The following is a 20,788-nucleotide window of genomic DNA, read 5'->3' as shown; positions in this document are numbered from 1 at the left end:
AATGCTGCGATGATTGCTACTAAAGTTGTAGCAATGGGGTGCTTGTCCGACAACGGGCTGCGCCGTGCGGCTACACAAGCATTTCACGCTTTCGGCGGCCGGTCCTCGTCGGGTTGCTCGGCATCGGCCTCGTCATGCAATTCACCCTTGTTACGCCCGGAAAACATGGTCCACCAGATGATCAAGATCAGGACGAGTCCCGCGGCGAGGGCTTCAAGCAGAATCAAACCCATGAGAAATGGACTCCAGTGGCTGGTCGGGCTTGCAATCGTAGCAACGCTCGCCGGCTGTTCCCTCGGCCCCCGCGCCCCCGAAGCCCCCACCCGACCCACCGTCACCCCGCCGCGCGACCTTGGTCCGCTGACCGGATCGCTCGCGCATCCGAAAAGCCGCTGGGTCCCCGTGGGCTGGTCGGAATTGCCGGGCTTCAGCGAAGACCCGTTGCACGAAGGGTGGATCGCGTTGCTGGCCAATTGCGCACGCCCCAACGCCGCCTTCGCGCCGCTGTGCCGCGACGTGCGCCAGCTCGCGATCGCCACGCCCGAAGAGCAGCGCCGCTGGATGACCGACCGGCTGCAGCCCTACCGCGTCGAATCGCTCGCGGGCCAGAGCGAAGGCAAGCTCACGAGCTACTACGAGCCCGTGTACGAAGCCTCGCGCGTGCCCTCGGCCGGCTTCAGCGTGCCGCTGTACCAGGCGCCCGACGGCCTCGTGCCCAAGCGCCCCTGGTTCACGCGCCAGGAAATCGAAACCCTGCCCGAAGCCCAGGCCGCGCTGCGCGGCCGCGAGATCGCCTGGATGGCCGACCCCATCGACGCGCTCATGCTGCACATCCAGGGCTCGGGCCGGTTGCGCATCACCGAGGCCAACGGCTACCAGCACACCGTGCGCGTGGCCTACGCCGCCACCAACGAGCAGCCGTACCGCAGCGTGCAGCAATGGCTCGTGAGCCAGGGCGTGAGCAAGGTCGGCAAGTGGCCCGACGACACCAAGGCCTGGGCTGCGCAGAACCCGCAGCGCGTGTCGCAGATGCTGTGGAGCAACCCGCGCTACGTGTTCTTCCGCGAAGAAACGATGAGCGAACTCGACGCCGCCTTCGGCCCGCGCGGCGCGCAGGGCGTGCCGCTCACGGCGGGGCGCTCCATCGCCGTCGACCGCGAGAGCATTCCCTACGGCACGCCGGTCTGGCTTGCATCGAACGGTCCGACCGCGCAGCTGCAGAAGCTGGTGGTGGCGCAGGACACGGGCAGCGCCATCGTGGGCGCGGTGCGCGCCGACTACTTCGCCGGCACCGGCGCCGAGGCCGGCCGGCTGGCCGCGAGCGTGAACCAGCCGCTGCGGCTGTGGGCGCTGTGGCCGAGGCAGTCGCCAGCGCCCTGAGCAAGGGCAAGGCACACGTCTCTTCCAGAAACACCGCGGAACCGGCTCTGCCGGGCCGCTGGTGTTGCCCCCGGTAGGGGGTTGGCGCAGCGACACGAAGTGCGCGAAGCCTGGGGGCGAGCCACAGTTTCACAGGCATGTCATGCGAAGTGCCTAACTTCGCGGGTTGGTTTCAATCCCAACCCACGAAAGACATTGCGCATGACCGCAAACACCCGCACGGACGCCCATGGCGTCGATCTCGACGACGTCGGCACCAACGATTCCCCGAATCCCTCCTTCACCGATCTGGTCGCGTCGCGCCTGAGCCGCCGCCATCTGTTCGGCCTGGGCGTCGGCACCGCCGGTACCGCACTGCTGCAGGCCTGCGGCGGCGGCAGCGGTGGTGGCGGCGCAGCCTTCCCCATTCTTCCGCCCGCACCGGCCCCCGCGCCGGCTCCGGCTCCCGCCCCGTCGCCCACGCCGCTGAAGCTGGGCTTCAACCCCGTCGCCAAGAGCCTTGCAGACGTCGTGACCGTGCCTGCCGGCTACACCGCCAGCGTCCTCTATCGCCTGGGCGACCCGATCGCCGCCGGCGTGGCTGCGTACAAGAACGACGGCACCGACGATCCGGCCACCTACGATCGCCGTGCCGGCGATCACCACGACGGCATGACCTTCTTCGGTGTCAACGCCGCCAACAAGTGGGACGCGACCAGCGCCACGCGCGGCCTGCTGGTGATGAACCATGAAGCCATCACGCCGCTGTTCCTACACCCGGCCGGCCAGACCATCGTGAGCGGTGTGCGCACCGTCGCCGACGAAGTGCAGCGCGAGTTCTACCTGCACGGCGTGAGCGTGATCGAGGTGAACAAGAACGGCAATGCCTGGAGCTACAAGCAGGATTCGAGCTTCAACCGCCGCGTCCACACGCTCACCGAAATGCAGTTCTCGGGCCCGGCCGCCAAGACCGACTACCTGAAGACCAAGTACTCGACCGACGGCAGCAAGACCCGCGGCACGCTCAACAACTGCGCCAACGGCACCACGCCGTGGGGCACGTACCTCACCTGTGAAGAGAACTGGGCCGGCTACTTCCGCCGCATCAAGGGCACCGACGATAGCAAGCGCTCGATGAAGGAACTCGCGAGCTTCGGCCGCTACGGCGTGGCCAGCACCGGCCGCGAGCTCTGGGCCACCGTCACGCCCGACACCGCCGACGGCCAGTACGGCCGCTGGAACACCGAAGTCATCGGCGCCTCGGCCACCGACGACTATCGCAACGGTCACAACACCTACGGCTGGGTGGTTGAGATCGATCCGTTCAACCCCACCAGCACGCCGAAGAAGCGCACCGCTCTCGGCCGCTTCGGCCACGAAGGCGCCTGCCTCGGCCCGGTCGTGGTCGGCAAGCCGCTGGTCTGGTACATGGGTGACGACTCGCGCAACGAGTACATCTACAAGTTCGTCTCCACCAAGAACTGGGACGCGGCCGACATCGGCGGCGGCATGGCCTCGGGCGACAAGTACATGGACGACGGCCGCCTCTACGTGGCCCGTTTCGACGAAGACGGCACGGGCGTGTGGCTCGAGCTCAAGCTCGGCGTGAACAACATCACTTCGAACTACGACAAATACGCCTTCGCCGATGCGGCCGACGTGGTGATCAACGCCCGCCTGGCCGCCGACGCCGCTGGCGCGACCAAGATGGACCGCCCCGAGTGGACCGCCGTCAACCCGAAAACGGGCGACGTCTACGTGACGCTGACCAACACCAACGCCGCCTCGCGCCCGATCGACAAGACCAGCGCCTCCAACCCGCGCTACTACGACGACCAGACCACCGCCAACAAGTCGCAGCTGGGCAACCCGAACGGCCACATCGTGCGCTTCGCGGACGAGAACGCCGACCCGACCTCGCTGCGCTTCAAGTGGGACGTGTACCTCTTCGCCGCGCGCTCGACGGCCTCGGCCGACGTCAACCTCTCGCAGCTCACCGCCGACAACGATCTCTCCAGCCCCGACGGGATGTGGTTCAGCCACGCCGCCCCCGGCCTGCTGTGGCTGCAGACCGACGACGGTGCCTACACCGACGTGACCAACTGCATGCTGCTGGCCGCACTGCCCGGCAAGGTGGGCGACGGCGGCGCGAAGGTGATCACCAACGTGGACACCGCGAGCAGCAGGACGCGCACGCAGAACACTTTCGTGGGCAAGGCGCCCGGTACCGAAGGCCTGCGCCGCTTCCTGGTCGGCCCGGTCGATTGCGAACTCACCGGCATTGCCGAATCAGGCGACGGCCGTGCGCTGTTCGTGAACATCCAGCATCCGGGTGAAGGCACGAGCGACATCGCGGCGCCGATCAGCCACTGGCCGGACGGCGGCGCGTCGCGCCCGCGCTCGGCCACCGTGGTCATCACGAAGAACGACGGCGGCCTGATCGGTCTCTGAGTTTTCTTTCCCCTGACTCCTTCGGGAAACACCGTGGAACCGGCTTTGCCGGGCCACTGGTGTTGCCCCCGGCGAGGGGGTTGGCGCAGCGACACGAAGTGCGCGAAGCCTGGGGGCGTGCCAACTACAACGGCGCTGCTGGCAACGGCAGCGCCGTTTTGTATCTCACCTGCTTCAGCGCAAAGCTCGAGCGGATCTTCTCGATCCCCGGAATCGGCGTCAGCTGCTCCATGATGAAGCGCTCCAGCGCCGCCATGTCGGCCACGGCGATGCGGATCAGGTAGTCGCTGTCGCCGGTCATCAGGTAGCACTCCATCACCTCGTCGTGCTCGGCGATGCGTTGTTCGAAGTCGGCCAGCGACTGCTTGCTCTGCGTCGTGAGGCTGATCGAGATGAACACGTTGAGCCCCAGCCCCAGCGCCTTGGCGTTCGCCAGCGCCACATAGCGATCGATCACGCCGCTGGTCTCCAGCACCTTCACGCGCGCCAGGCACGGCGAGGGCGACAGGTGCACGCGGCGCGCGAGTTCGACGTTCGACAGCGCGCCGTCGCGTTGCAGCTCGTCGAGAATGCGCAGGTCGATGGCATCGAGTTCCATGAAATTCCGCGAAGCTGTTGAATCGTGGCATTTTATGCTTGCAAATAGCCATGAAATCGAAGGTGCCGGTAGCTAATTTTCCGCAAGGCGGCTTAAAGTGCTGGCATGAACGCCCCGATCTCCGCCGACCAGATGCGCGCCCTGTTGCTCGACACGCCGCCGTCGCACGACCCCGACCCCGAAGAGACCGCCGAATGGCGCGACGCCTTCCTGGCGCTGGCGCAGACGCAAGGCGCGCAACGCGCGCGCCAGATGCTGACCGAGCTGGCACGTCTGGCGCGGCAGCAGCGCATCGGCTGGCAGCCCGAGCTGGCCACGCCGTACGTCAACACCATCGCCGCAGCCGATCAGCCGCCGTTTCCGGGTGACCTCGCCGTCGAAGAAAAGCTCGCCTCGCTGATGCGCTGGAACGCGCTCGCGATGGTGGCCAAGGCCAACCAGGCGTATGGCGAACTCGGCGGCCACATCGCCAGTTATGCGAGCGCGGCCGACTTGTTCGAAACCGGCTTCAACCATTTCTTCCATGCGCGCAGCCCGGCGCACCGCGGCGACCTCGTGTTCTTCCAGCCGCACAGCGCGCCCGGCGTGTATGCGCGGGCGTACCTCGAAGGCCGCCTGAGCGAAGAAGACCTGAACCACTACCGCCAGGAACTCACCGCGCCGGCGTTCGTGAACGGCAGCGGCGCGCGCGGGCTGTGCAGCTACCCGCACCCGTACCTGATGCCGGACTTCTGGCAGTTCCCCACGGGCTCGATGGGCATCGGCCCGATCAGCTCGATCTATCACGCGCGCTTCATGCGCTACCTCACGCACCGCAACCTGCTGAACTGCGAAGGCCGCAAGGTCTGGGGCGTGTTCGGCGACGGCGAGATGGACGAGCCCGAATCGATGAGCGCGCTGACGCTCGCCGCGCGCGAAAAGCTCGACAACCTCGTGTGGGTCGTCAACTGCAATCTGCAGCGTCTGGACGGCCCGGTGCGCGGCAACGGCCGCATCATCGACGAGCTCGAAAAGCTCTTCGCCGGGGCCGGCTGGAACGTCGTCAAGCTCGTGTGGGGCAGCGACTGGGACGGCCTCTTCGCGCAGGACGTGAGCGGCGCGCTCGCGCGCGTGTTCGCCAACACCGTCGACGGCCAGATGCAGACCTTCGCCGCAAAAGACGGCCGCTTCAACCGCGACAACTTCTTCGGCCAGAACCCCGAACTCGCGCGCCTGGCCGAAGGCATGACCGACGAGCAGATCGACCGCTTGAAGCGCGGCGGCCACGACCTCGTGAAGATCCATGCCGCGTATGCCGCTGCCGCCGCCCACAAGGGCCAGCCCACCGTGATCCTTGCCCACACCAAGAAGGGCTACGGCATGGGCAGCGCCGCGCAGGGCAAGATGACCACGCACTCGCACAAGAAGATGGGCGACGTCGACCTCATCGAGTTTCGCGATCGCTTCAACCTGCCGCTCACCGATGCGCAGGCCACCGCGATGGACTTCTACCGCCCGGCCGAAGACAGCGCCGAAATGCGCTACCTGCGCCAGCACCGCGAAGCGCTCGGCGGCGCCATGCCGCGCCGCGAGACCGCGTGCGACGTCGTGCCCAAGCCCGACATCGCGGCCTACGCGAACTTCGCCACGGCCGCCGCCGGCAAGGAGATGAGCACCACCATGGCCTTCGTGCGCATGCTGGGTAACCTCATGAAGGACAAGGCGCTCGGTCCGCGCATCGTGCCCATCGTGGCCGACGAGGCGCGCACCTTCGGCATGGCCAACCTGTTCAAGCAGGTCGGCATCTATTCGAGCGTGGGCCAGCGCTATGCGCCGGAAGACATCGGCTCGGTGCTGAGCTACCGCGAAGCCACCGACGGGCAGATCCTTGAAGAAGGCATCAGCGAGGCCGGCGCCATTGCGAGCTGGACGGCCGCGGCCACCAGCTACAGCGTGCACGGCCTGGCGATGCTGCCGTTCTACATCTACTACTCGATGTTCGGCTTCCAGCGCGTGGGCGACGCCATCTGGGCGGCGGCCGACCAGCGCGCACGCGGCTTCCTGCTGGGCGCCACCTCGGGCCGCACCACGCTCGGCGGCGAAGGCCTGCAGCACCAGGACGGCAGCAGCCACCTGGTGGCCGCGACCATTCCGAACTGCAAGGCCTACGACCCGGCCTTCGCGGGCGAGATGGCCGTCATCGTCGATGCGGGCATCCGCGAGATGATGGTCGAGCAGCAGGACGTGTTCTATTACGTCACGCTCATGAACGAGAACTACGCGCAGCCCGACCTGCCGGCGGGTGCCGAGGCCGACATCCTGCGCGGTTGCTACCGCTTCGGCACGTATGCGCCGGCATCGGGCAAGGCCAAGAAAAGCGTCACGCTGCTGGGCTCGGGCGCGATCCTCACCGAGGTCATCAAGGCCGCACAGCAGCTGGCCGACGAAGGCATCGAGGCCGAGGTGTTCAGCGTCACGAGCTGGAGCGAGCTGGCACGCGACGGCCAGGCCTGCGAGCAACGCGCGCTGGCTGGCGAGAAGAACGCCGGCACGCCCTTCGTCGCGCAGCAACTCGGCAAGGGCAGCAGCAAGGCCCCGATCGTCGCCGCCACCGACTACGTGCGCGCCCTGCCCGAGAGCGTGCGCGCCTTCCTGCCCGAAGGCCGCCGCTACCTCACGCTGGGCACCGACGGCTTCGGCCGCAGCGACACGCGCGCCGCGCTGCGCGACTTCTTCGGTGTGGACGCGGCGAGCATCGCGCGGGCCGCGCGCCACGCGCTCGGCCTCTGACACAGGCGAAGGTGCGGCCATGCGGCGTGACGGTGCGGTGCCTGCGTTAGAGTCGCAGACCCCACCGCCTCCCCGCGCCCATGACCCCCCGTTTTCAGTCCCTCGCTCCCGCCGTCCGCCTGGCCGATCAGGTGGCGGATGCGCTCGTGGCCGAGGTGCGCAGCGGGCGTTTGTCGGAAGGCGATCGGTTGCCGACCGAGACCGCGTTGGCCACCCAGTTCGGCGTGAGCCGCACCGTGGTGCGCGAGGCGGTGTCGCGGCTCAAGTCGCTCGGGCTGGTCGATTCGCGCCAGGGCAGCGGCGTGTACGTGCGCGCTGCCGGCGTGGAGCCGTTGCGTTTCGAGATGCCGCATGTGGCATCGCGCGAAGCGGTGGTGCAGATGGTCGAGCTGCGCCGCGCGCTCGAGGCCGAGGTGGCCGCGCTCGCGGCCGAGCGCCGCACGCCCGAGGACATGCTGCGCATCCGCGATGCCATCGATGCGCTGCACGCGGCGGTGTCGATGGGCGGCAACGGGGCCGACGAAGACGTGCGCTTTCACCGCGCCATCGCCGAGGCCGCGCGCAACCCGTTCCTCATCGGCACGCTGCAGTACCTGCGGCAGTTCCTGCATGGCGCCACCCGCGTCACGCGCGCCAACGAGGCGCGCCGTGCCGACTTCGTGCGCGAAGTGGCGCAGGAGCACGCGCGCATCGTCGAGGCGATCGATGCCGGCGACGCACTGGCCGCGCGCGAAGCCGCCAAGGCGCACATGGACAACGCCATCCGCCGCATCGAGCAGGCCGACCCGGCCTTCTGGCAGCAGGAAGGCGCCCAGCTCGCCCGCCCCCTGGTCGAAGGCTGGCCTGCGGGCAAGTAAGCCCACGCTCACAGTTTCGTGAAGAGGTCGCAATGTGCGGGTTATCCCGTATCCGGGAGTTTGTCTTAAATTTGTATGATGACCTGACAAGTAAGGGGCGACCGCGCCGCAGGGTGACGGGACGACCCCGTTTTTTCATCCAGCGGACTCCCTCCCAATGACTTCCACCCTCCAGGCCGGCGCGCCTTCGGCCATGGCCGACCTGCCCGTCGATGCCGCGCTCGAGAAACGCGCCTACGCCAAGGTGTTCTGGCGCCTCGTGCCCTTCCTGATGCTCTGCTACGTGGTCGCGTACCTCGACCGCGTGAACGTCGGCTTCGCCAAGCTGCAGATGGGCGCGGACCTCGGCTTCAGCGAAACCGTGTTCGGCCTGGGCGCCGGCATCTTCTTCCTGGGCTACTTCCTGTTCGAGGTGCCGAGCAACCTGCTGCTCAACCGCGTGGGTGCCCGCGTGTGGATCGCGCGGATCATGATCACCTGGGGCCTCTTGTCGGCCTGCTTCGTGTTCGTGGAAACGCCGACCAGCTTCTACATCCTGCGCTTCCTGCTCGGCGTGGCCGAAGCGGGCTTCTACCCCGGCGTGATCCTGTACCTGACGCACTGGTACCCGTCGCACCGGCGCGCGCGGATCATCGCGGTGTTCATGTCGGCGATTCCCGTGGCGGGCATCTTCGGCAACCCGCTGTCGGGCTGGATCATGGACGCCTTCCACGGCGTGTCGTCGATGCACGGCTGGCAGTGGATGTTCATCATCGAAGCCATTCCCGCCGTGCTGGTGGGCGTGATGGTGCTCCTCTACCTGGACAACGGCATCCAGCACGCACGCTGGCTCTCGCCCGAAGAAAAGCAGTTGCTGCAGCGTGAAGTCGCGCGCGACCAGGCGCACGGCGCCAAGGGCCCGCACTCGGTGGGCGCGATGTTCCGCGACGCGCGCGTGTGGTGGATGGCGCTGATCTATTTCGCCTTCGTGATGGGCCAGTACGCGCTGACCTTCTGGCTGCCGACGCTGGTGAAAGCCACGGGCGTGCAGGGCAACTTCAACATCGGCCTGCTGAGCGCCATTCCGTTCCTCTGCGCGATCGTGGCGATGAACCTCTTCGGCCGCAGCGCCGACGCGCGCCGCGAACGCCGCTGGCACCTGATCATTCCCGCGATGATGGGCGCCGTGGGCTTCACGGTCGCGGCCTCGTACACGCAGAACACGGTCGTGTCGCTGACCTTCCTGTCGCTCGCGGCGGCCGGCGTGCTCACCTGCGCGCCGCTGTTCTGGTCGCTGCCCACCGCCTTCCTTTCGGGCACGGCGGCGGCAGCGGGCATTGCGGTCATCAACTCGGTGGGCAATCTCGCGGGCTTCGTGAGCCCGTACCTCATCGGCTACCTGAAGGACCTCACGGGCAGCACGCAGATCGGCATGTACGTGCTGGCCGGCGCGCTGGTGCTCGGCGCCATCGGCGTGTGGCTCACGCCCAAGCAACTCGTCAATCGCTGATCGAAGGACGCACGACATGACTTCTTCTTCCAACACCCCCCCCGTCGTCGGCCTCGTGGGCCTGGGCGCCATGGGCAGCGGCATGGCGCAATCGCTGCGCCGCGCGGGCCATGCACCGCATGTGTTCGACGTGCGCCCCGGCGTCGCCGAAGCCTTCGCGCGCGAAGGCGGCACGGCCTGCGACACGCTGGCTGCGCTCGGCGCGCAGTGCGACATCGTGGTCAGCGTGGTCGTCAACGCGGCGCAGACAGAGTCGGTGCTGTTCGGCGACGGCACCACGCCCGGCTGCGCGGCGTCGATGAAGCCCGGCAGCCTGTTCGTGATGTGCTCCACGGTCGACCCGAACTGGTCGGTGGCGCTCGAAACGCGCCTCGCGCAGCAGGGCATCCTGTACCTCGACGCGCCCATTTCCGGCGGCGCCGCCAAGGCCGCGAGCGGCCAGATGACGATGATGACCGCCGGCACGCCCGCGGCGTATGAAAAGGCCGGCGCGATGCTCGACGCGATGGCCGCCAAGGTCTACCGCCTGGGCGATTCGGCCGGCGCGGGCAGCAAGGTGAAGGTCATCAACCAGCTGCTGGCCGGCGTGCACATTGCCGCCGCGGCCGAAGCCATGGCGCTCGGCCTGCGCGAAGGCGTGAACCCCGACGCGCTGTACGAGGTCATCACCCACAGCGCCGGCAACAGCTGGATGTTCGAGAACCGCATGGCCCACGTGCTCGCGGGCGACTACACGCCGCTGTCGGCCGTCGACATCTTCGTGAAAGACCTGGGCCTGGTGCTCGACGTGGCGCGTGCGAGCAAGTTTCCGCTGCCGCTGTCGTCCACCGCGCACCAGATGTTCATGCAGGCCTCCACGGCCGGCTTCGCGCGCGAAGACGACAGCGCGGTCATCAAGATCTTCCCGGGCATCGAATTGCCTGCTGCGAAAGAATCGAAGAAATAGCATTGAGCGTTGCGCTCCACCGATCAGGAAAGACACACACCATGAACGTTCTCATCACCGGCGGCTGCGGCTTCCTCGGCGCCCGCCTCGCCCGCACCCTGCTCGCCGGCGGCCCGCTCGCACTGGCCGGCGGCCAGCCCCAGGACATCGCGCGCATCACGCTCGCCGACCGCGTGCCGCCGCCCGCCGACCTCGCGGCCGACGCGCGCATCCAGTTCGTGCAGGGCGACCTCTACGAGCAGGCCGCCAACGGCGCATTGCCGCTGGCCGACACCGACGCCGTGTTCCACCTCGCCGCCGCCGTGAGCGGCGAGTGCGAGGCCGACTTCGACCTCGGCATGCGCAGCAACCTCGACACCACGCGCGCCCTGCTCGACGCCTGCCGCAGCGCCGGCCATGCGCCCGTGTTCGTGTTCTCCAGCTCCGTCGCCGTGTTCGGCGATTCGCCCGAGCAGCGCCTGCCCGCGGTGATCGAAGACACGACGCTGCCTACGCCGCAGAACAGCTACGGCATCCAGAAGTTCATCGGCGAGCAGCTCGTGGCCGACTACACCCGCAAGGGCTTCGTGCAGGGCCGCAACGTGCGACTCATGACGGTGTCGGTGCGCCCGGGCCGTCCGAACGGCGCGGCCTCCAGCTTCCTCAGCGGCATGCTGCGCGAGCCGCTGGCCGGCGTGCGCGCACGCTGCCCCGTGGCGCCCGAGACGCCCGTCGCGCTGGCCTCGCCCGGCAACACCGTCGCCGGCATCGTGCGCGCGGCCACCGCCGGCGCCGCCGAATGGGGCGCGCGCACCGCCATCAACCTGCCCGCGCTGACCACCACCGTGCGCGAGATGGCGCAGGCGCTCGAACGCATCGCCGGCACCGAGGCCACCGCCCTCATCGACTGGGAGCCCGACGCCGCCATCGCGAAGATCGTCACCAGCTGGCCCAGCCGCATCCATGCGGCGCGCGCCGAGGCGCTGGGCCTGAAGGCCGATGCCAGCTTCGACGCCATCCTGCGCGATTACGTGCGCGAGAACGCACAGGCGGTCACGCTGCCGCTGAAGGGCTGAGCGATGGCGAAGCTTGTGCTCGGCTGCATCGCCGACGACTTCACCGGCGCCACCGACCTGGCCAACAACCTCGTGCGCGCCGGCATGCGCGTGGTGCAGACCATCGGCGTGCCCGCCGGCCCGCTCGACGCCGACGTGGATGCGGTCGTGGTCGCGCTCAAGTCGCGCACCATCGCGCCGGCCGACGCCATCGCGCAGTCGCTCGACGCGCTGCGCTGGCTGCAGGCGCAGGGCGCGCAGCAGATCTACTTCAAGTACTGCTCCACCTTCGACAGCACGGCCCAAGGCAACATCGGCCCCGTGACCGAGGCGCTGATGGACGCGCTGCGATGCGACTTCACCATCGCCACGCCGGCCTTCCCCGACAACAAGCGCACCGTGTTCAAGGGCTACCTGTTCGCGGGCGACGTGCTGCTCAACGAGAGCGGCATGCAGAACCATCCGCTCACGCCGATGACCGACCCCAACCTCGTGCGCGTGCTGCAGGCGCAGTGCACGCGCAAGGTGGGCCTGATCGACCACGCGGTGGTCGCACGCGGCGCAGCGGCCATCGAAGAACGCATCGCGCAATTGAAGGCCGAGGGCGTCCGCATCGCCATCGTCGATGCGGTCTCGAACGACGACCTGCTGCGCATGGGCCCGGCGCTCGCGAAGCTGCCGCTGCTCACGGCGGGCTCGGGCGTGGCCATCGGCCTGCCGGCCAACTTCGGCCTCGCGCCGTCGTCGCAGGCCAGCGCCTTGCCGAAGGCCGGCGGCAAGACGGCGGTGGTGTCGGGCAGCTGCTCGCTCGCCACCAACCGGCAGGTGCTCGACTTCATCCAGCGCGGTGGCGCGGCGATGGCCATCGACCCGCTGCGCATTGCCGCAGGCGTGGACGTGGCGGCCGAAGTGCTGGCCTGGGCCGCACCGCGGATCGACAAGGGTTCTGTGCTCGTCTACTCGACCGCCGAAGCCGGCGCCGTGAAGTCGGTGCAAGGTCGGCTCGGCGTGGAAGAAGCCGGCGCGATGGTCGAACGCACCATCGCCGCCATCGCGCGCGGCCTGGTCGAGCGCGGCGTGCACCAGCTGGTGGTCGCGGGCGGCGAAACCTCGGGCGCCTGCGTGCAGGCGCTGGGCATCGCGCAGATGCAGATCGGTCCGCAGATCGACCCCGGCGTGCCGTGGTGCCATGCGCGCTCCGATGCGGCGCCCGAAGCCGGGCTGCACATCACGCTGAAGTCGGGCAACTTCGGCAGCGACGATTTCTTCACCAAAGCTTTTACAGTGCTCGCATGACCGAGAACGAAGCCCGCGACGAAATCTGCCGTGTCGGCCGCAGCCTGTTCGAGCGCGGCTACGTGCATGCCACGGCCGGCAACATCAGCGTGCGGCTGGACGACGGGTTCCTCATCACACCGACCGATGCCTGCCTGGGTTTTCTCGACCCCGCGCGGCTCGCACGGCTCGATGCCCAAGGCCAGCAGACGGGTGGCGACCGCGCCAGCAAGACCATCGCGCTGCACACGCGCATCTATGCCGCCGCGCGCGCGTTCGACCCCGCCACGGCCTGCGTGATCCACACGCACAGCACGCACTGCGTTGCCCTGACCCTGGGCAATCCGCAAGCCGAACTGCTGCCCGCGCTCACGCCCTACTTCGTGATGAAGGTCGGCCATGTGCCGGTCATTGCGTACCACCGCCCCGGCGCGCCCGAGGCGGCCGAACAGGTGGCATACACCATCGCGCGCTACGGCGCGGCCGGCACGCCGATCCGCGCGGCGATGCTCGCGCGCCTGGGCCCCAACGTCTGGCACGAAACACCGGCCGCCGCCATGGCCGTGCTCGAAGAGCTGGAAGAAACCGCACGCCTGCAGATGCTCACGCAGGCCACCCGGCCCGCACCGCTCGCCCCCGATCAGATCGATGAACTGCGCCGCACTTTCGGTGCGCGCTGGTAGTAGAAACACCCCATGCCTCAATTCGCAGCCAACCTCTCGATGCTCTACCCGGAGCTCGCATTTCTTGACCGCTTCGACGCCGCCGCGAAAGACGGCTTCCAGGCCGTCGAGTACCTTTTCCCCTACGACTTCAGCAAGGAAGAGATCGTCGCGCGCCTGAAGCACAACGGCCTGCAACAGGTGCTGTTCAACGGCCCGCCCGGCGACTGGGCCGGCGGCGAACGCGGCCTGGCCTGCCTGCCGGGGCGCGAGGGCGAGTTCCGCGAAGGCATTGCCAAGGCCATCGACTACGCCGTGGCGCTCGACTGCCCGCGCATCCACGTCATGGCCGGCCTCGTGCCCGAAGGCCTCACGCGCGAGGCGGCAGAAGCCGTCTATGTCGAGAACCTGCGCTGGGCCGCGGCCGAGGCTGCGAAGGCCGGGCGCGACGTGCTGATCGAGCCGATCAACACGCGCGACATTCCGCGCTTCTTTCTCAACCGGCAGGACCACGCGCACCAGATCGTCGAGACCGTGGGCGCGGCCAACCTCAAGGTGCAGATGGACCTGTACCACTGCCAGATCGTCGAAGGCGACGTGGCGATGAAGCTGCGCCAGTACCTGCCGACCGGCCGCGTCGGCCACCTGCAGATCGCGGGCGTGCCCGAGCGCCACGAGCCCGATGTGGGCGAGCAGAACTACGACTACCTCTTCGGCGTGATCGACGAAGTGGCGACGCAGTGCGGCTGGCAAGGCTGGGTCGGTTGCGAATACCGCCCGCGCCGCGGCATGGAGCCCGGCGGCACCTCGGCCGGCCTGGGCTGGCTGCGCGACTGGCGCCAGCGCGCATGACGACGCTCGAAGCGCTGCGCATCCCGATGCCGCTGCGTGGCTTTGCCGCGGCGGGCGATGCGCAGGTCTTCGACGTCACGATCGACGGCGACAAGATCGCGGCCATCGTGCCCAGCGCGTCGCAGACGCAAGCACGCGGCACGCTGCTGAGCGCGCTCGTCGAGGCGCACGCGCACATCGACAAGAACTTCACCGTGCAGGACGTCGGCGCCGCGCAGGGCGACCTGTTCACCGCCATCGAGCGCATGGGCCGCCATCGCGCGAGCTGGACTAGCGCCTCGCTGCGCCTGCGCATGGAGCGTGCGCTGCACGAGGCCTGGCGCGCCGGCACGCGCGCGCTGCGCACGCACCTCGACTGGGTCGAGCCCGAGCCGCCGGCCGCGCTGGCCGTGTTCGAGGCGCTGCGCGAAGAGTGGGCTAGCCGCATCGCGCTGCAGTTCGTCGCGCTCGTGCCGCTCGACGTGTTCGCCGACCTCGCGGCCGGTGAGCGCATCGCGCGCGACGTGAAGCGCGCGGGCGGCGCGTTGGGCGCTTTCGTCTACCGCAATGAAGGCCTGGTCCACAAGCTGGGCCGCGTGTTCGACCTCGCGCAGCAGCACGGGCTGACGCTCGACTTCCACGTCGACGAAGGCCTGGACACCGACGCCAGCGGCCTGCGCAGCATCGCGCAGCTGGTGCGCGCGCGCGACTTCAAGGGCCGCGTGGTCTGCGGCCACGCCTGCTCGCTCTCGGTGCAGGACGATGCCGTGGCCGCCGAAACGCTCACGCTGTGCGCCGGCGCCGGGCTGCACCTGGTCGCGCTGCCGACCACCAACCTCTACCTGCAGGGCGCGTGGGACCGCACGCCCGTGGCGCGCGGCATCACGCGCATCCGCGAGGCCGCAGCGCACGGCCTGCGCGCGAGCCTGGCCACCGACAACGTGCAGGACGCCTTCTATCCCTACGGCAGCTACGACCTGCTCGAGACCTTCGGCCTGGGCGTGCAGATGGCGCACCTCGCGCCCGCCGCCGACTGGCTCGACACCATCACCGTGAACCCCGCGAAGGCGCTGGGGCTCGCATGGGACGGGCGGCTGGCGCCGGGTTGCCCGGCCGACCTGGTGGTGCTGGCCGCCACCGACGAACACGAACTCATCGGCCCGCGCGGCCGCCTGCGCAGCGTCTACCGCGCGGGTCAACTTCTGGAGCCGAACACACCATGAGCATGGGCAAGCCGATGGCCAACTATGCCGCCGCCAAGCGCGTCGGCGATTTCGTCTTCATGAGCGGCGTGGTCGCCGTCGACCCGGCCACGCGCCGCGCGGTGGCGGGCTACGACGCCATTCCCGAAGAAGCCCGCACCGCGCTGCAGGGCGTGGGCTACGCCACGGGCCAGATGTCGGTCGACATCTTCGAGGCGCCCATCGTGGCGCAGAGCTGGTTCGTGCTCGAGCGCATCCGCCAGATCGCGGCCGAGCACGGCGGCACCATGGAAGACGTGGTGAAGCTGGTGCAGTACTTCCGCCACCTGCCGCACTACGCGTTCTACAACCGCGTGCGCGGCCTGTTCTATCCGGGCGAGCCGCCGGTGAGCACGGTGGTCGAGGTGTCGCGCTTCCTGCCGGGCGACGAGGTGCTCGTCGAGGTGGAAGCGACGATGTTCCTGCCCCTGCGCAGCGCTACCTGACGCCTGCGCCTTTCAAAAGAAACTCCGTCACCTGCTCGATCAGGTAGCGGCGGTCCTTGTCGTCACCCTCTTGTGCGGCGCTGCGGTAGTAGGCCGCCTGCGTGGCGTGGTCGGCGTAGAACTGCGTCACGGCCCAGATGTGGAACAGCACCAGCATCGGGTCGGCCTTGTCCATCAGGCCCTGGTTCATCCAGTTCTGGATCACGGCGGCGGCCTGGTCGGTGCGCTGCTTGCTCGTGTCCATCATGCTGTTGATGACGGGCGCGCCGCGCATCATCTCGGCGGTGAAGATGCGCGAGCGCAGCGGGTGCTCGAACGAGAACATCATCTTGCGCTGGATGAGATCGCCCAGCACCTTGCGCGGGCCGAAGGCCTCGTCGCTGAAGCCGAACACCACGATCCAGTCGGTCAGGATGTCCTGCAGCACCTGGCGGTACAGCGCTTCCTTGCTCTCGATGTAGTAGTGCAGCTGCGCCTTCGACAGGCCGGCCTTGTCGGCGATGGCCTGCGTCGAGGCGCCGGCCAGCCCTTCGCTGGCGAACACCTCGATGGCGGCCTGGTTGATGAGGCCGAGCACCTGTGTGTACTTGCGCGAACGCCCGCGCGTGGCGGGTGCGTCGCTGTCGGTGTCGCTCACGCTCACAGCTGCAGCACCAGGTCGGGGCCCTTGGCGCGCGAGCAGCACAGTGCGACCTTGGTGCGCCGCTCGGTGCCCGTGAGGCAGAAGTCGCGGTGCTCGGCGCCTTCGCCGTCGCCCTCGACCACGCAGGTGCCGCACAGGCCCTGCTGGCACGACACGGGAATGTCGATGCCCACTTCGTGCAGCGCATCGACGGCAGTCTGGTCGGCCGCCACCGGCACCTCGATGCCGCGCCGCGCCAGCTTCAGCGTGAAGGGCAGGCCCGTGGTGGCGGCGGCCGTGCCGGTGGGCGCGGCGAAGTACTCGGTGTGCAGCGCGTCTTCGGGCCAGTGCGCGGCGGCCTCGCGCACCGCCTGCATGAAGCCGCCGGGGCCGCACACGTACAGGTGCGTGTCGGGCGCGCGGTCGGCCAGCAGCGCGCGCAGGTCGATGCGTTGCGTCGCGTCACCCTGGTCGAGGTGCAGCTTCAGATGTGGGGCCAGCGCGGGCGCATACAGCGCCTCGGCAAAGGCCAGGTGCTCCTCGCTGCGTGCGAACACGCACAGCGTGAAGTCGGCGCCGCGCGCGGCCAGCGCCTGCGCCATCGCCAGCAGCGGCGTCATGCCGATGCCGCCGGCCAGCAGCAGGTGGCGGCGAGCTTCGGCGCGCAGCGGGAAGGTGTTGCGCGGCGCGCTGATCGCAATCAGGTCGCCCTCGCGCACGCGCTCGTGCATCGAGGCCGAGCCGCCGCGGCTCGCGTGTTCGCGCTTCACGCCGATCACGTAAGAGCCCGTGCCCGAGGGCGCGCGCGCCAGTGAATACTGGCGCGAGAAACCGCCGGGCATGTGCACGTCGATGTGCGCGCCGGCCTCGTAGCCGGGCAGCGCGCGGCCCCACGGATGCGTCAGCTCGAAGGCCAAAATTTCCGGCGTCTGGCGCGAGATGCGTTCGACGCGGACGGTCAGGGTGCGTTCGAGGCTCATGGTGTCTGTCTCCCTGCTTGCTTGTTTGTTTGTGGGCTAGATGTTGTGCAGCGTGCGCGCCACGCGCGCGATGAAATGGCTGCGGTCGCGGTCGGTGACGGCGTTCATGTCGTGCAGCTGCAGCCACGTCACCTTGCAGCGCCACGCGAACAGCGCGCGCAGTGCGCGCGTGAACAGCCGTCGCCCCGGGTCGCCGATGGCCATCACGAACCAGCGCGGCGAGCCGCCCGTGGTCACCACGGTGAGCCGGCGGATGTGCCGCATGCCCGACTTCGCGAGCTGTCCCTTGCGCTCCGCGGGCAGGAAGGCCACGCCCGGCAGCCACACGCGCTCGAGCCAGCCCTTGAGCATGGACGGAGGTCCGTGGAACCAGGTGGGGTAGACGAACACCAGGTGCTCGGCCCACAGCAGCGCTTCGACGTGGGGTTTCACGCGTTCGCGGATCAGTTCGGGGTTGTCGAGGTAGGCGATGCGCTCTTCGCGTGTCAGCGTCGGGTCGAAGCCCTCGGCGTACAGGTCGATGGCCCGCACCGGGTGGCGAGGCTGCAGCGCGTCGAGGGCGGTGCGGTAGAGCGCGTGGTTGAAGCTGTCAGGATTCGGATGGCAATGGACGACGAGCGTTTTCATGGTTCGGGCCGGTTCGCCTGTTCGGCGAGACGGGGTCAGAGCCCAGGGATAAAAGGCCGCGCGTGCCTTATGGCAAACCCAGGCGCCGGCATCTGACCCCGGCGCAAGCCCCGCGCGACCCACGGGAAAAAACGAAGCGACTTACTTGCTGGTGAGCTTCTTGCGGATGTCGACACCGACGCCCTTGTTGACGAACTGCGTGCTCACGACCTTCGACAGGTCGATCTCGCCGGGCTTGTACAGGCCGGCCTTGACCATCTTGTCGTAGAAGTCCTTCACGCGGGCTTCGTCGATGGCGCCGATGCCCTTGGTGAGCGAGTCGCCGCTGTCGACGATGCCCATCTTCTTGATGAGGTCGATGGAGCCCTGCAGCGCGGCTGGCGTGGCGTCGGGGTTGGTCTTGGCCATGAGCTCGTTGGCGGCCTTGTTGTCGCCGTAGAGGTAGTTGTTCCAGCCGACGATCGAGGCCTCGATGAACTTGCGCACCGTCTCGGGCTTGGTCTTGATGAGGTCGGCGCGGGTCTCGATGGTGGTGGCGTAGGTCGAGAAGCCGTGGTCGGCCAACAGGTGCACCACGGGGTCGAAGCCGGCCTGGGCCTTGATCGACAGCGGTTCCGAGATGGCGTAGCCCTGCTGGATCGACTTCTTGTCGGCGAGGAACGGGCCGACGTTGAAGGTGTAGGGCTTGAGCTGCGCATCCTTGAAGCCGTGCTCCGACTTCATCCACTGCCAGAAGCTGAACTGGCCGTCCTTGCCGATGAAGGCCACGGGCGCCTTCGTCATGTCCTTGAAGCTGTCGTAGCCCTGGCCCGGGTGCGCGAACATGGCCTGCGGGTCTTTCTGGAAGATGGCCGCGACCACCACGGTGGGCACGCCGTTCTTCACGTTGTCGAACGATTGCAGCAGGTTGCCGGTCATCAGGAAGTCGACCTTGCCGGCCGGCAGCATGGGCCGGTTGTTGACCATCGGGCCGCCCTGCATGATTTCCACGTCGAGGCCGTACTTCTTGTAGGTGCCGTCCACCAGCGCCTGGTAGAAGCCGCCGTGACCGGCCTGCGCTTTCCAGTTGGTGGCGAACACCACTTTTTCCTGGGCGTGCGCGGCGAGGGCAGCACCTGCGAGGGCCAGGCCGAAGGCCAGCGGCCGGAGAGAGAAAGCGGGGATGCGCATGGGGACGGACTCCTGTGGAGGTTGGGGTGGGGACGGGATGCGAAGACTAAATGTTTTCGACGGCTTCAACGCTCGACGGCCATGTCGGGCGTCCAGCCGCGCGTTTTTCCGGGGTTCATCAAACCCATCGGGTCGCTGCGCTTCTTGAACTCGATCTGCTGCGTGTCGATGGTCTTCATGCCGCCGTCCTCGATGGTGAAGACGTGCGGGTTGAAGATCTGCGCGCCGCCCTGCGACTCGATCTCGCGCATCACCTCGTACTGGTGGGCCTCGCCCTTCCAGCGCACGAGCAGGATGCCGAAGGTGCCGCATTCGCCGTTGGCGCGCGCGAAGTCCTGGTGCTGTAGCACGTCGTCGCCGAAGATTTGCAGGTGGCGCTCGACGACTGAAGGATCGAAAGGCTGGGCGTAGGCCACCTGCAGATACGTCCAGCTGCGGTCGGCCTTCAGCGCTTGCAGCGTCGTGTGGTTGAAGGCGCATTCGTAGGCCGGCGGCAGGCCGGCGGCCAGCAGCTCGTCTTCGGTGCCGGCCACCGAGATGGTGCCGCCGTGCGCCGCGGCCAGCGCGCGAAAGCCCGCGAGCGTGTCGGGCGAGACCATGGTGAACACGGCGTGCCGGTCGGGCGGAAAGTGCTCGCCCATGGCCGTGTAGTAGGGCGAGAAGCGCGCCTCCACGGTCGACAGCAGAAACAGGTCGTACGCGGGCGCCTGCGCGGCAATGCCGAAGTCGAGCGCGCCGCGGTAGCTGTCGAACAGCACCGTGCAGTGCACCCAGTCGACCGCCGGGCTCAGCGCCACTTCGACGTCGAGGATCACGCCGTTGGTGCCGTAGGCGTGGTGCACCTGCTGGATCTCGTCGCCCACCAGTTCGATGACGCGCGGCTCGCGCTCCACCGTCATCACGCGCGCGCGCAGCAGGTTGCCGGGGTCGCGCAGGATGCCGTGGCGGAACGAGCCGATGCCGCCGAAGCCGCCCGCGATGAAGCCGCCGATGCTGGCCACGTGCCAGGTCGAGGGCCACATGCGCAGCGCCTGACCGGTTTCGCGCGCGGCCAGGTCGATGTCGTGCATGCGCGCGCCGGCCTCGACGCGGATGCGGCCGTCGGCCAGGTCGAGCACGCGGCACATCTGCGTCACGTCGAGCACGAGTCCACCTTCGAGCGGCACGCACTGGCCGTAGTTGCCGGTGCCGCCCGCGCGCACGGTGAGCGGCAGCTTCCACTTGGCGGCCACGGCCGCGGCCTGGCGCACGTCGTCCTCGGTGCTGACCTTGACCACGAGGTCGGCCACGCAGCCCGCGAGCTGCGCCGTGAGGATCGGGCTGTACCAGTAGAAGTCTTTCGACAGCTGCTTGCGCTGGCTGGGCGTGGCGATCACGTTCAGGCCGCGCAGGTCCTCGCGCACGGCGTCCCAGTCGACGACGGTGTGCATC

19 protein-coding genes are annotated in these 20,788 nt (G+C 68.5%); 12 read left to right on the top strand and 7 right to left on the bottom strand.

Annotated features, from left to right (window positions below; genetic code table 11):
* Positions 1-83: 83 nt before the first annotated feature.
* Positions 84-233: a hypothetical protein gene (locus tag RZE79_RS29725; RefSeq protein WP_319358056.1), complete on the bottom strand. Its 150-nt coding sequence runs from the start codon at positions 231-233 to the stop codon at positions 84-86.
* On the opposite strand from RZE79_RS29725, the gene RZE79_RS29720 reads away from it, so the two are divergent.
* Both RZE79_RS29720 and RZE79_RS29715 read left to right on the top strand, forming a co-directional pair.
* Positions 232-1,380, top strand: coding sequence for an MltA domain-containing protein (locus RZE79_RS29720; RefSeq protein WP_319358055.1), 1,149 nt, complete (start codon positions 232-234; stop codon positions 1,378-1,380). The two genes, RZE79_RS29725 and RZE79_RS29720, sit on opposite strands and share 2 nt — an antisense overlap.
* Positions 1,381-1,581: 201 nt before the next feature.
* Positions 1,582-3,810 carry a PhoX family phosphatase gene (locus tag RZE79_RS29715; RefSeq protein ID WP_319358054.1) on the top strand — a complete coding sequence of 743 codons (2,229 nt, stop codon included), beginning with the start codon at positions 1,582-1,584 and terminating at the stop codon, positions 3,808-3,810.
* Between the two features lie 124 nt (positions 3,811-3,934).
* Here RZE79_RS29715 and RZE79_RS29710 read toward each other — a convergent pair whose 3' ends face one another.
* Entirely contained in the window at positions 3,935-4,408 is a 474-nt protein-coding gene (locus RZE79_RS29710; RefSeq protein ID WP_062480783.1) for an Lrp/AsnC family transcriptional regulator, read from the bottom strand.
* 105 nt (positions 4,409-4,513) lie between these two features.
* Between RZE79_RS29710 and mdeB the strand changes: the two genes are divergently transcribed.
* The 10 genes from mdeB (at position 4,514) to RZE79_RS29660 (ending at position 15,958) form a co-directional block, all read left to right on the top strand.
* Positions 4,514-7,177: an alpha-ketoglutarate dehydrogenase gene (mdeB, locus tag RZE79_RS29705; RefSeq protein ID WP_319358053.1), complete on the top strand. Its 2,664-nt coding sequence runs from the start codon at positions 4,514-4,516 to the stop codon at positions 7,175-7,177.
* Between the two features lie 80 nt (positions 7,178-7,257).
* The gene (locus RZE79_RS29700) at positions 7,258-8,034 is read left to right on the top strand and encodes a FadR/GntR family transcriptional regulator (protein WP_319358052.1); all 777 of its coding nucleotides are present in this window, start codon (positions 7,258-7,260) and stop codon (positions 8,032-8,034) included.
* A 157-nt stretch (positions 8,035-8,191) separates the two neighbouring features.
* On the top strand, positions 8,192-9,523 hold the full coding sequence (locus RZE79_RS29695; RefSeq protein WP_099794058.1) for an MFS transporter: 1,332 nt from the start codon (positions 8,192-8,194) through the stop codon (positions 9,521-9,523).
* A gap of 16 nt (positions 9,524-9,539) precedes the next feature.
* Positions 9,540-10,469, top strand: a complete 930-nt coding sequence (ltnD, locus tag RZE79_RS29690; RefSeq protein ID WP_319358051.1) for an L-threonate dehydrogenase — start codon at positions 9,540-9,542, stop codon at positions 10,467-10,469.
* Between the two features lie 41 nt (positions 10,470-10,510).
* Positions 10,511-11,524 carry a D-erythronate dehydrogenase gene (gene denD / locus RZE79_RS29685; protein WP_319358050.1) on the top strand — a complete coding sequence of 338 codons (1,014 nt, stop codon included), beginning with the start codon at positions 10,511-10,513 and terminating at the stop codon, positions 11,522-11,524.
* A gap of 3 nt (positions 11,525-11,527) precedes the next feature.
* The gene (otnK, locus tag RZE79_RS29680; protein WP_319358049.1) at positions 11,528-12,799 is read left to right on the top strand and encodes a 3-oxo-tetronate kinase; all 1,272 of its coding nucleotides are present in this window, start codon (positions 11,528-11,530) and stop codon (positions 12,797-12,799) included.
* Positions 12,796-13,461, top strand: coding sequence for an aldolase (locus tag RZE79_RS29675; RefSeq protein ID WP_319358048.1), 666 nt, complete (start codon positions 12,796-12,798; stop codon positions 13,459-13,461). Before otnK ends, RZE79_RS29675 begins: the two co-directional genes overlap by 4 nt.
* Before the next feature lie 12 nt (positions 13,462-13,473).
* Positions 13,474-14,292, top strand: a complete 819-nt coding sequence (gene otnI, locus RZE79_RS29670) for a 2-oxo-tetronate isomerase (protein WP_319358047.1) — start codon at positions 13,474-13,476, stop codon at positions 14,290-14,292.
* Positions 14,289-15,494, top strand: coding sequence for an amidohydrolase family protein (locus RZE79_RS29665; protein ID WP_319358046.1), 1,206 nt, complete (start codon positions 14,289-14,291; stop codon positions 15,492-15,494). Before otnI ends, RZE79_RS29665 begins: the two co-directional genes overlap by 4 nt.
* Positions 15,491-15,958 (top strand): RidA family protein, encoded by a 468-nt coding sequence (locus RZE79_RS29660; RefSeq protein ID WP_099794045.1) that lies wholly within the window; start codon positions 15,491-15,493, stop codon positions 15,956-15,958. Before RZE79_RS29665 ends, RZE79_RS29660 begins: the two co-directional genes overlap by 4 nt.
* Here the strand turns inward: RZE79_RS29660 and RZE79_RS29655 are convergent.
* The 5 genes from RZE79_RS29655 to RZE79_RS29635 form a co-directional block, all read right to left on the bottom strand.
* On the bottom strand, positions 15,951-16,601 hold the full coding sequence (locus tag RZE79_RS29655) for a TetR family transcriptional regulator C-terminal domain-containing protein (protein ID WP_319358044.1): 651 nt from the start codon (positions 16,599-16,601) through the stop codon (positions 15,951-15,953). The genes RZE79_RS29660 and RZE79_RS29655 overlap by 8 nt on opposite strands.
* Positions 16,598-17,560 carry a PDR/VanB family oxidoreductase gene (locus RZE79_RS29650; RefSeq protein ID WP_319358043.1) on the bottom strand — a complete coding sequence of 321 codons (963 nt, stop codon included), beginning with the start codon at positions 17,558-17,560 and terminating at the stop codon, positions 16,598-16,600. The genes RZE79_RS29655 and RZE79_RS29650 overlap by 4 nt, the downstream gene beginning before the upstream one ends.
* A gap of 36 nt (positions 17,561-17,596) precedes the next feature.
* Positions 17,597-18,187 carry an NAD(P)H-dependent oxidoreductase gene (locus RZE79_RS29645; RefSeq protein WP_319358042.1) on the bottom strand — a complete coding sequence of 197 codons (591 nt, stop codon included), beginning with the start codon at positions 18,185-18,187 and terminating at the stop codon, positions 17,597-17,599.
* Positions 18,188-18,328: 141 nt separating this feature from the next.
* Complete coding sequence (locus RZE79_RS29640) at positions 18,329-19,357, bottom strand: ABC transporter substrate-binding protein (RefSeq protein WP_319358041.1); 1,029 nt, start codon at positions 19,355-19,357, stop codon at positions 18,329-18,331.
* Between the two features lie 65 nt (positions 19,358-19,422).
* Positions 19,423-20,787, bottom strand: coding sequence for an FAD-binding oxidoreductase (locus RZE79_RS29635; RefSeq protein ID WP_319358040.1), 1,365 nt, complete (start codon positions 20,785-20,787; stop codon positions 19,423-19,425).
* Between the last annotated feature and the right edge of the window lies 1 nt (position 20,788).

The organism is Variovorax sp. EBFNA2, from assembly GCF_033802765.1.
In the GTDB taxonomy this organism is placed as follows: Bacteria; Pseudomonadota; Gammaproteobacteria; order Burkholderiales; family Burkholderiaceae_C; genus Variovorax; species Variovorax paradoxus_H.
Note: the sequence above shows the minus strand (reverse complement) of the source record. Positions and strands in the feature narration are given on the sequence as shown.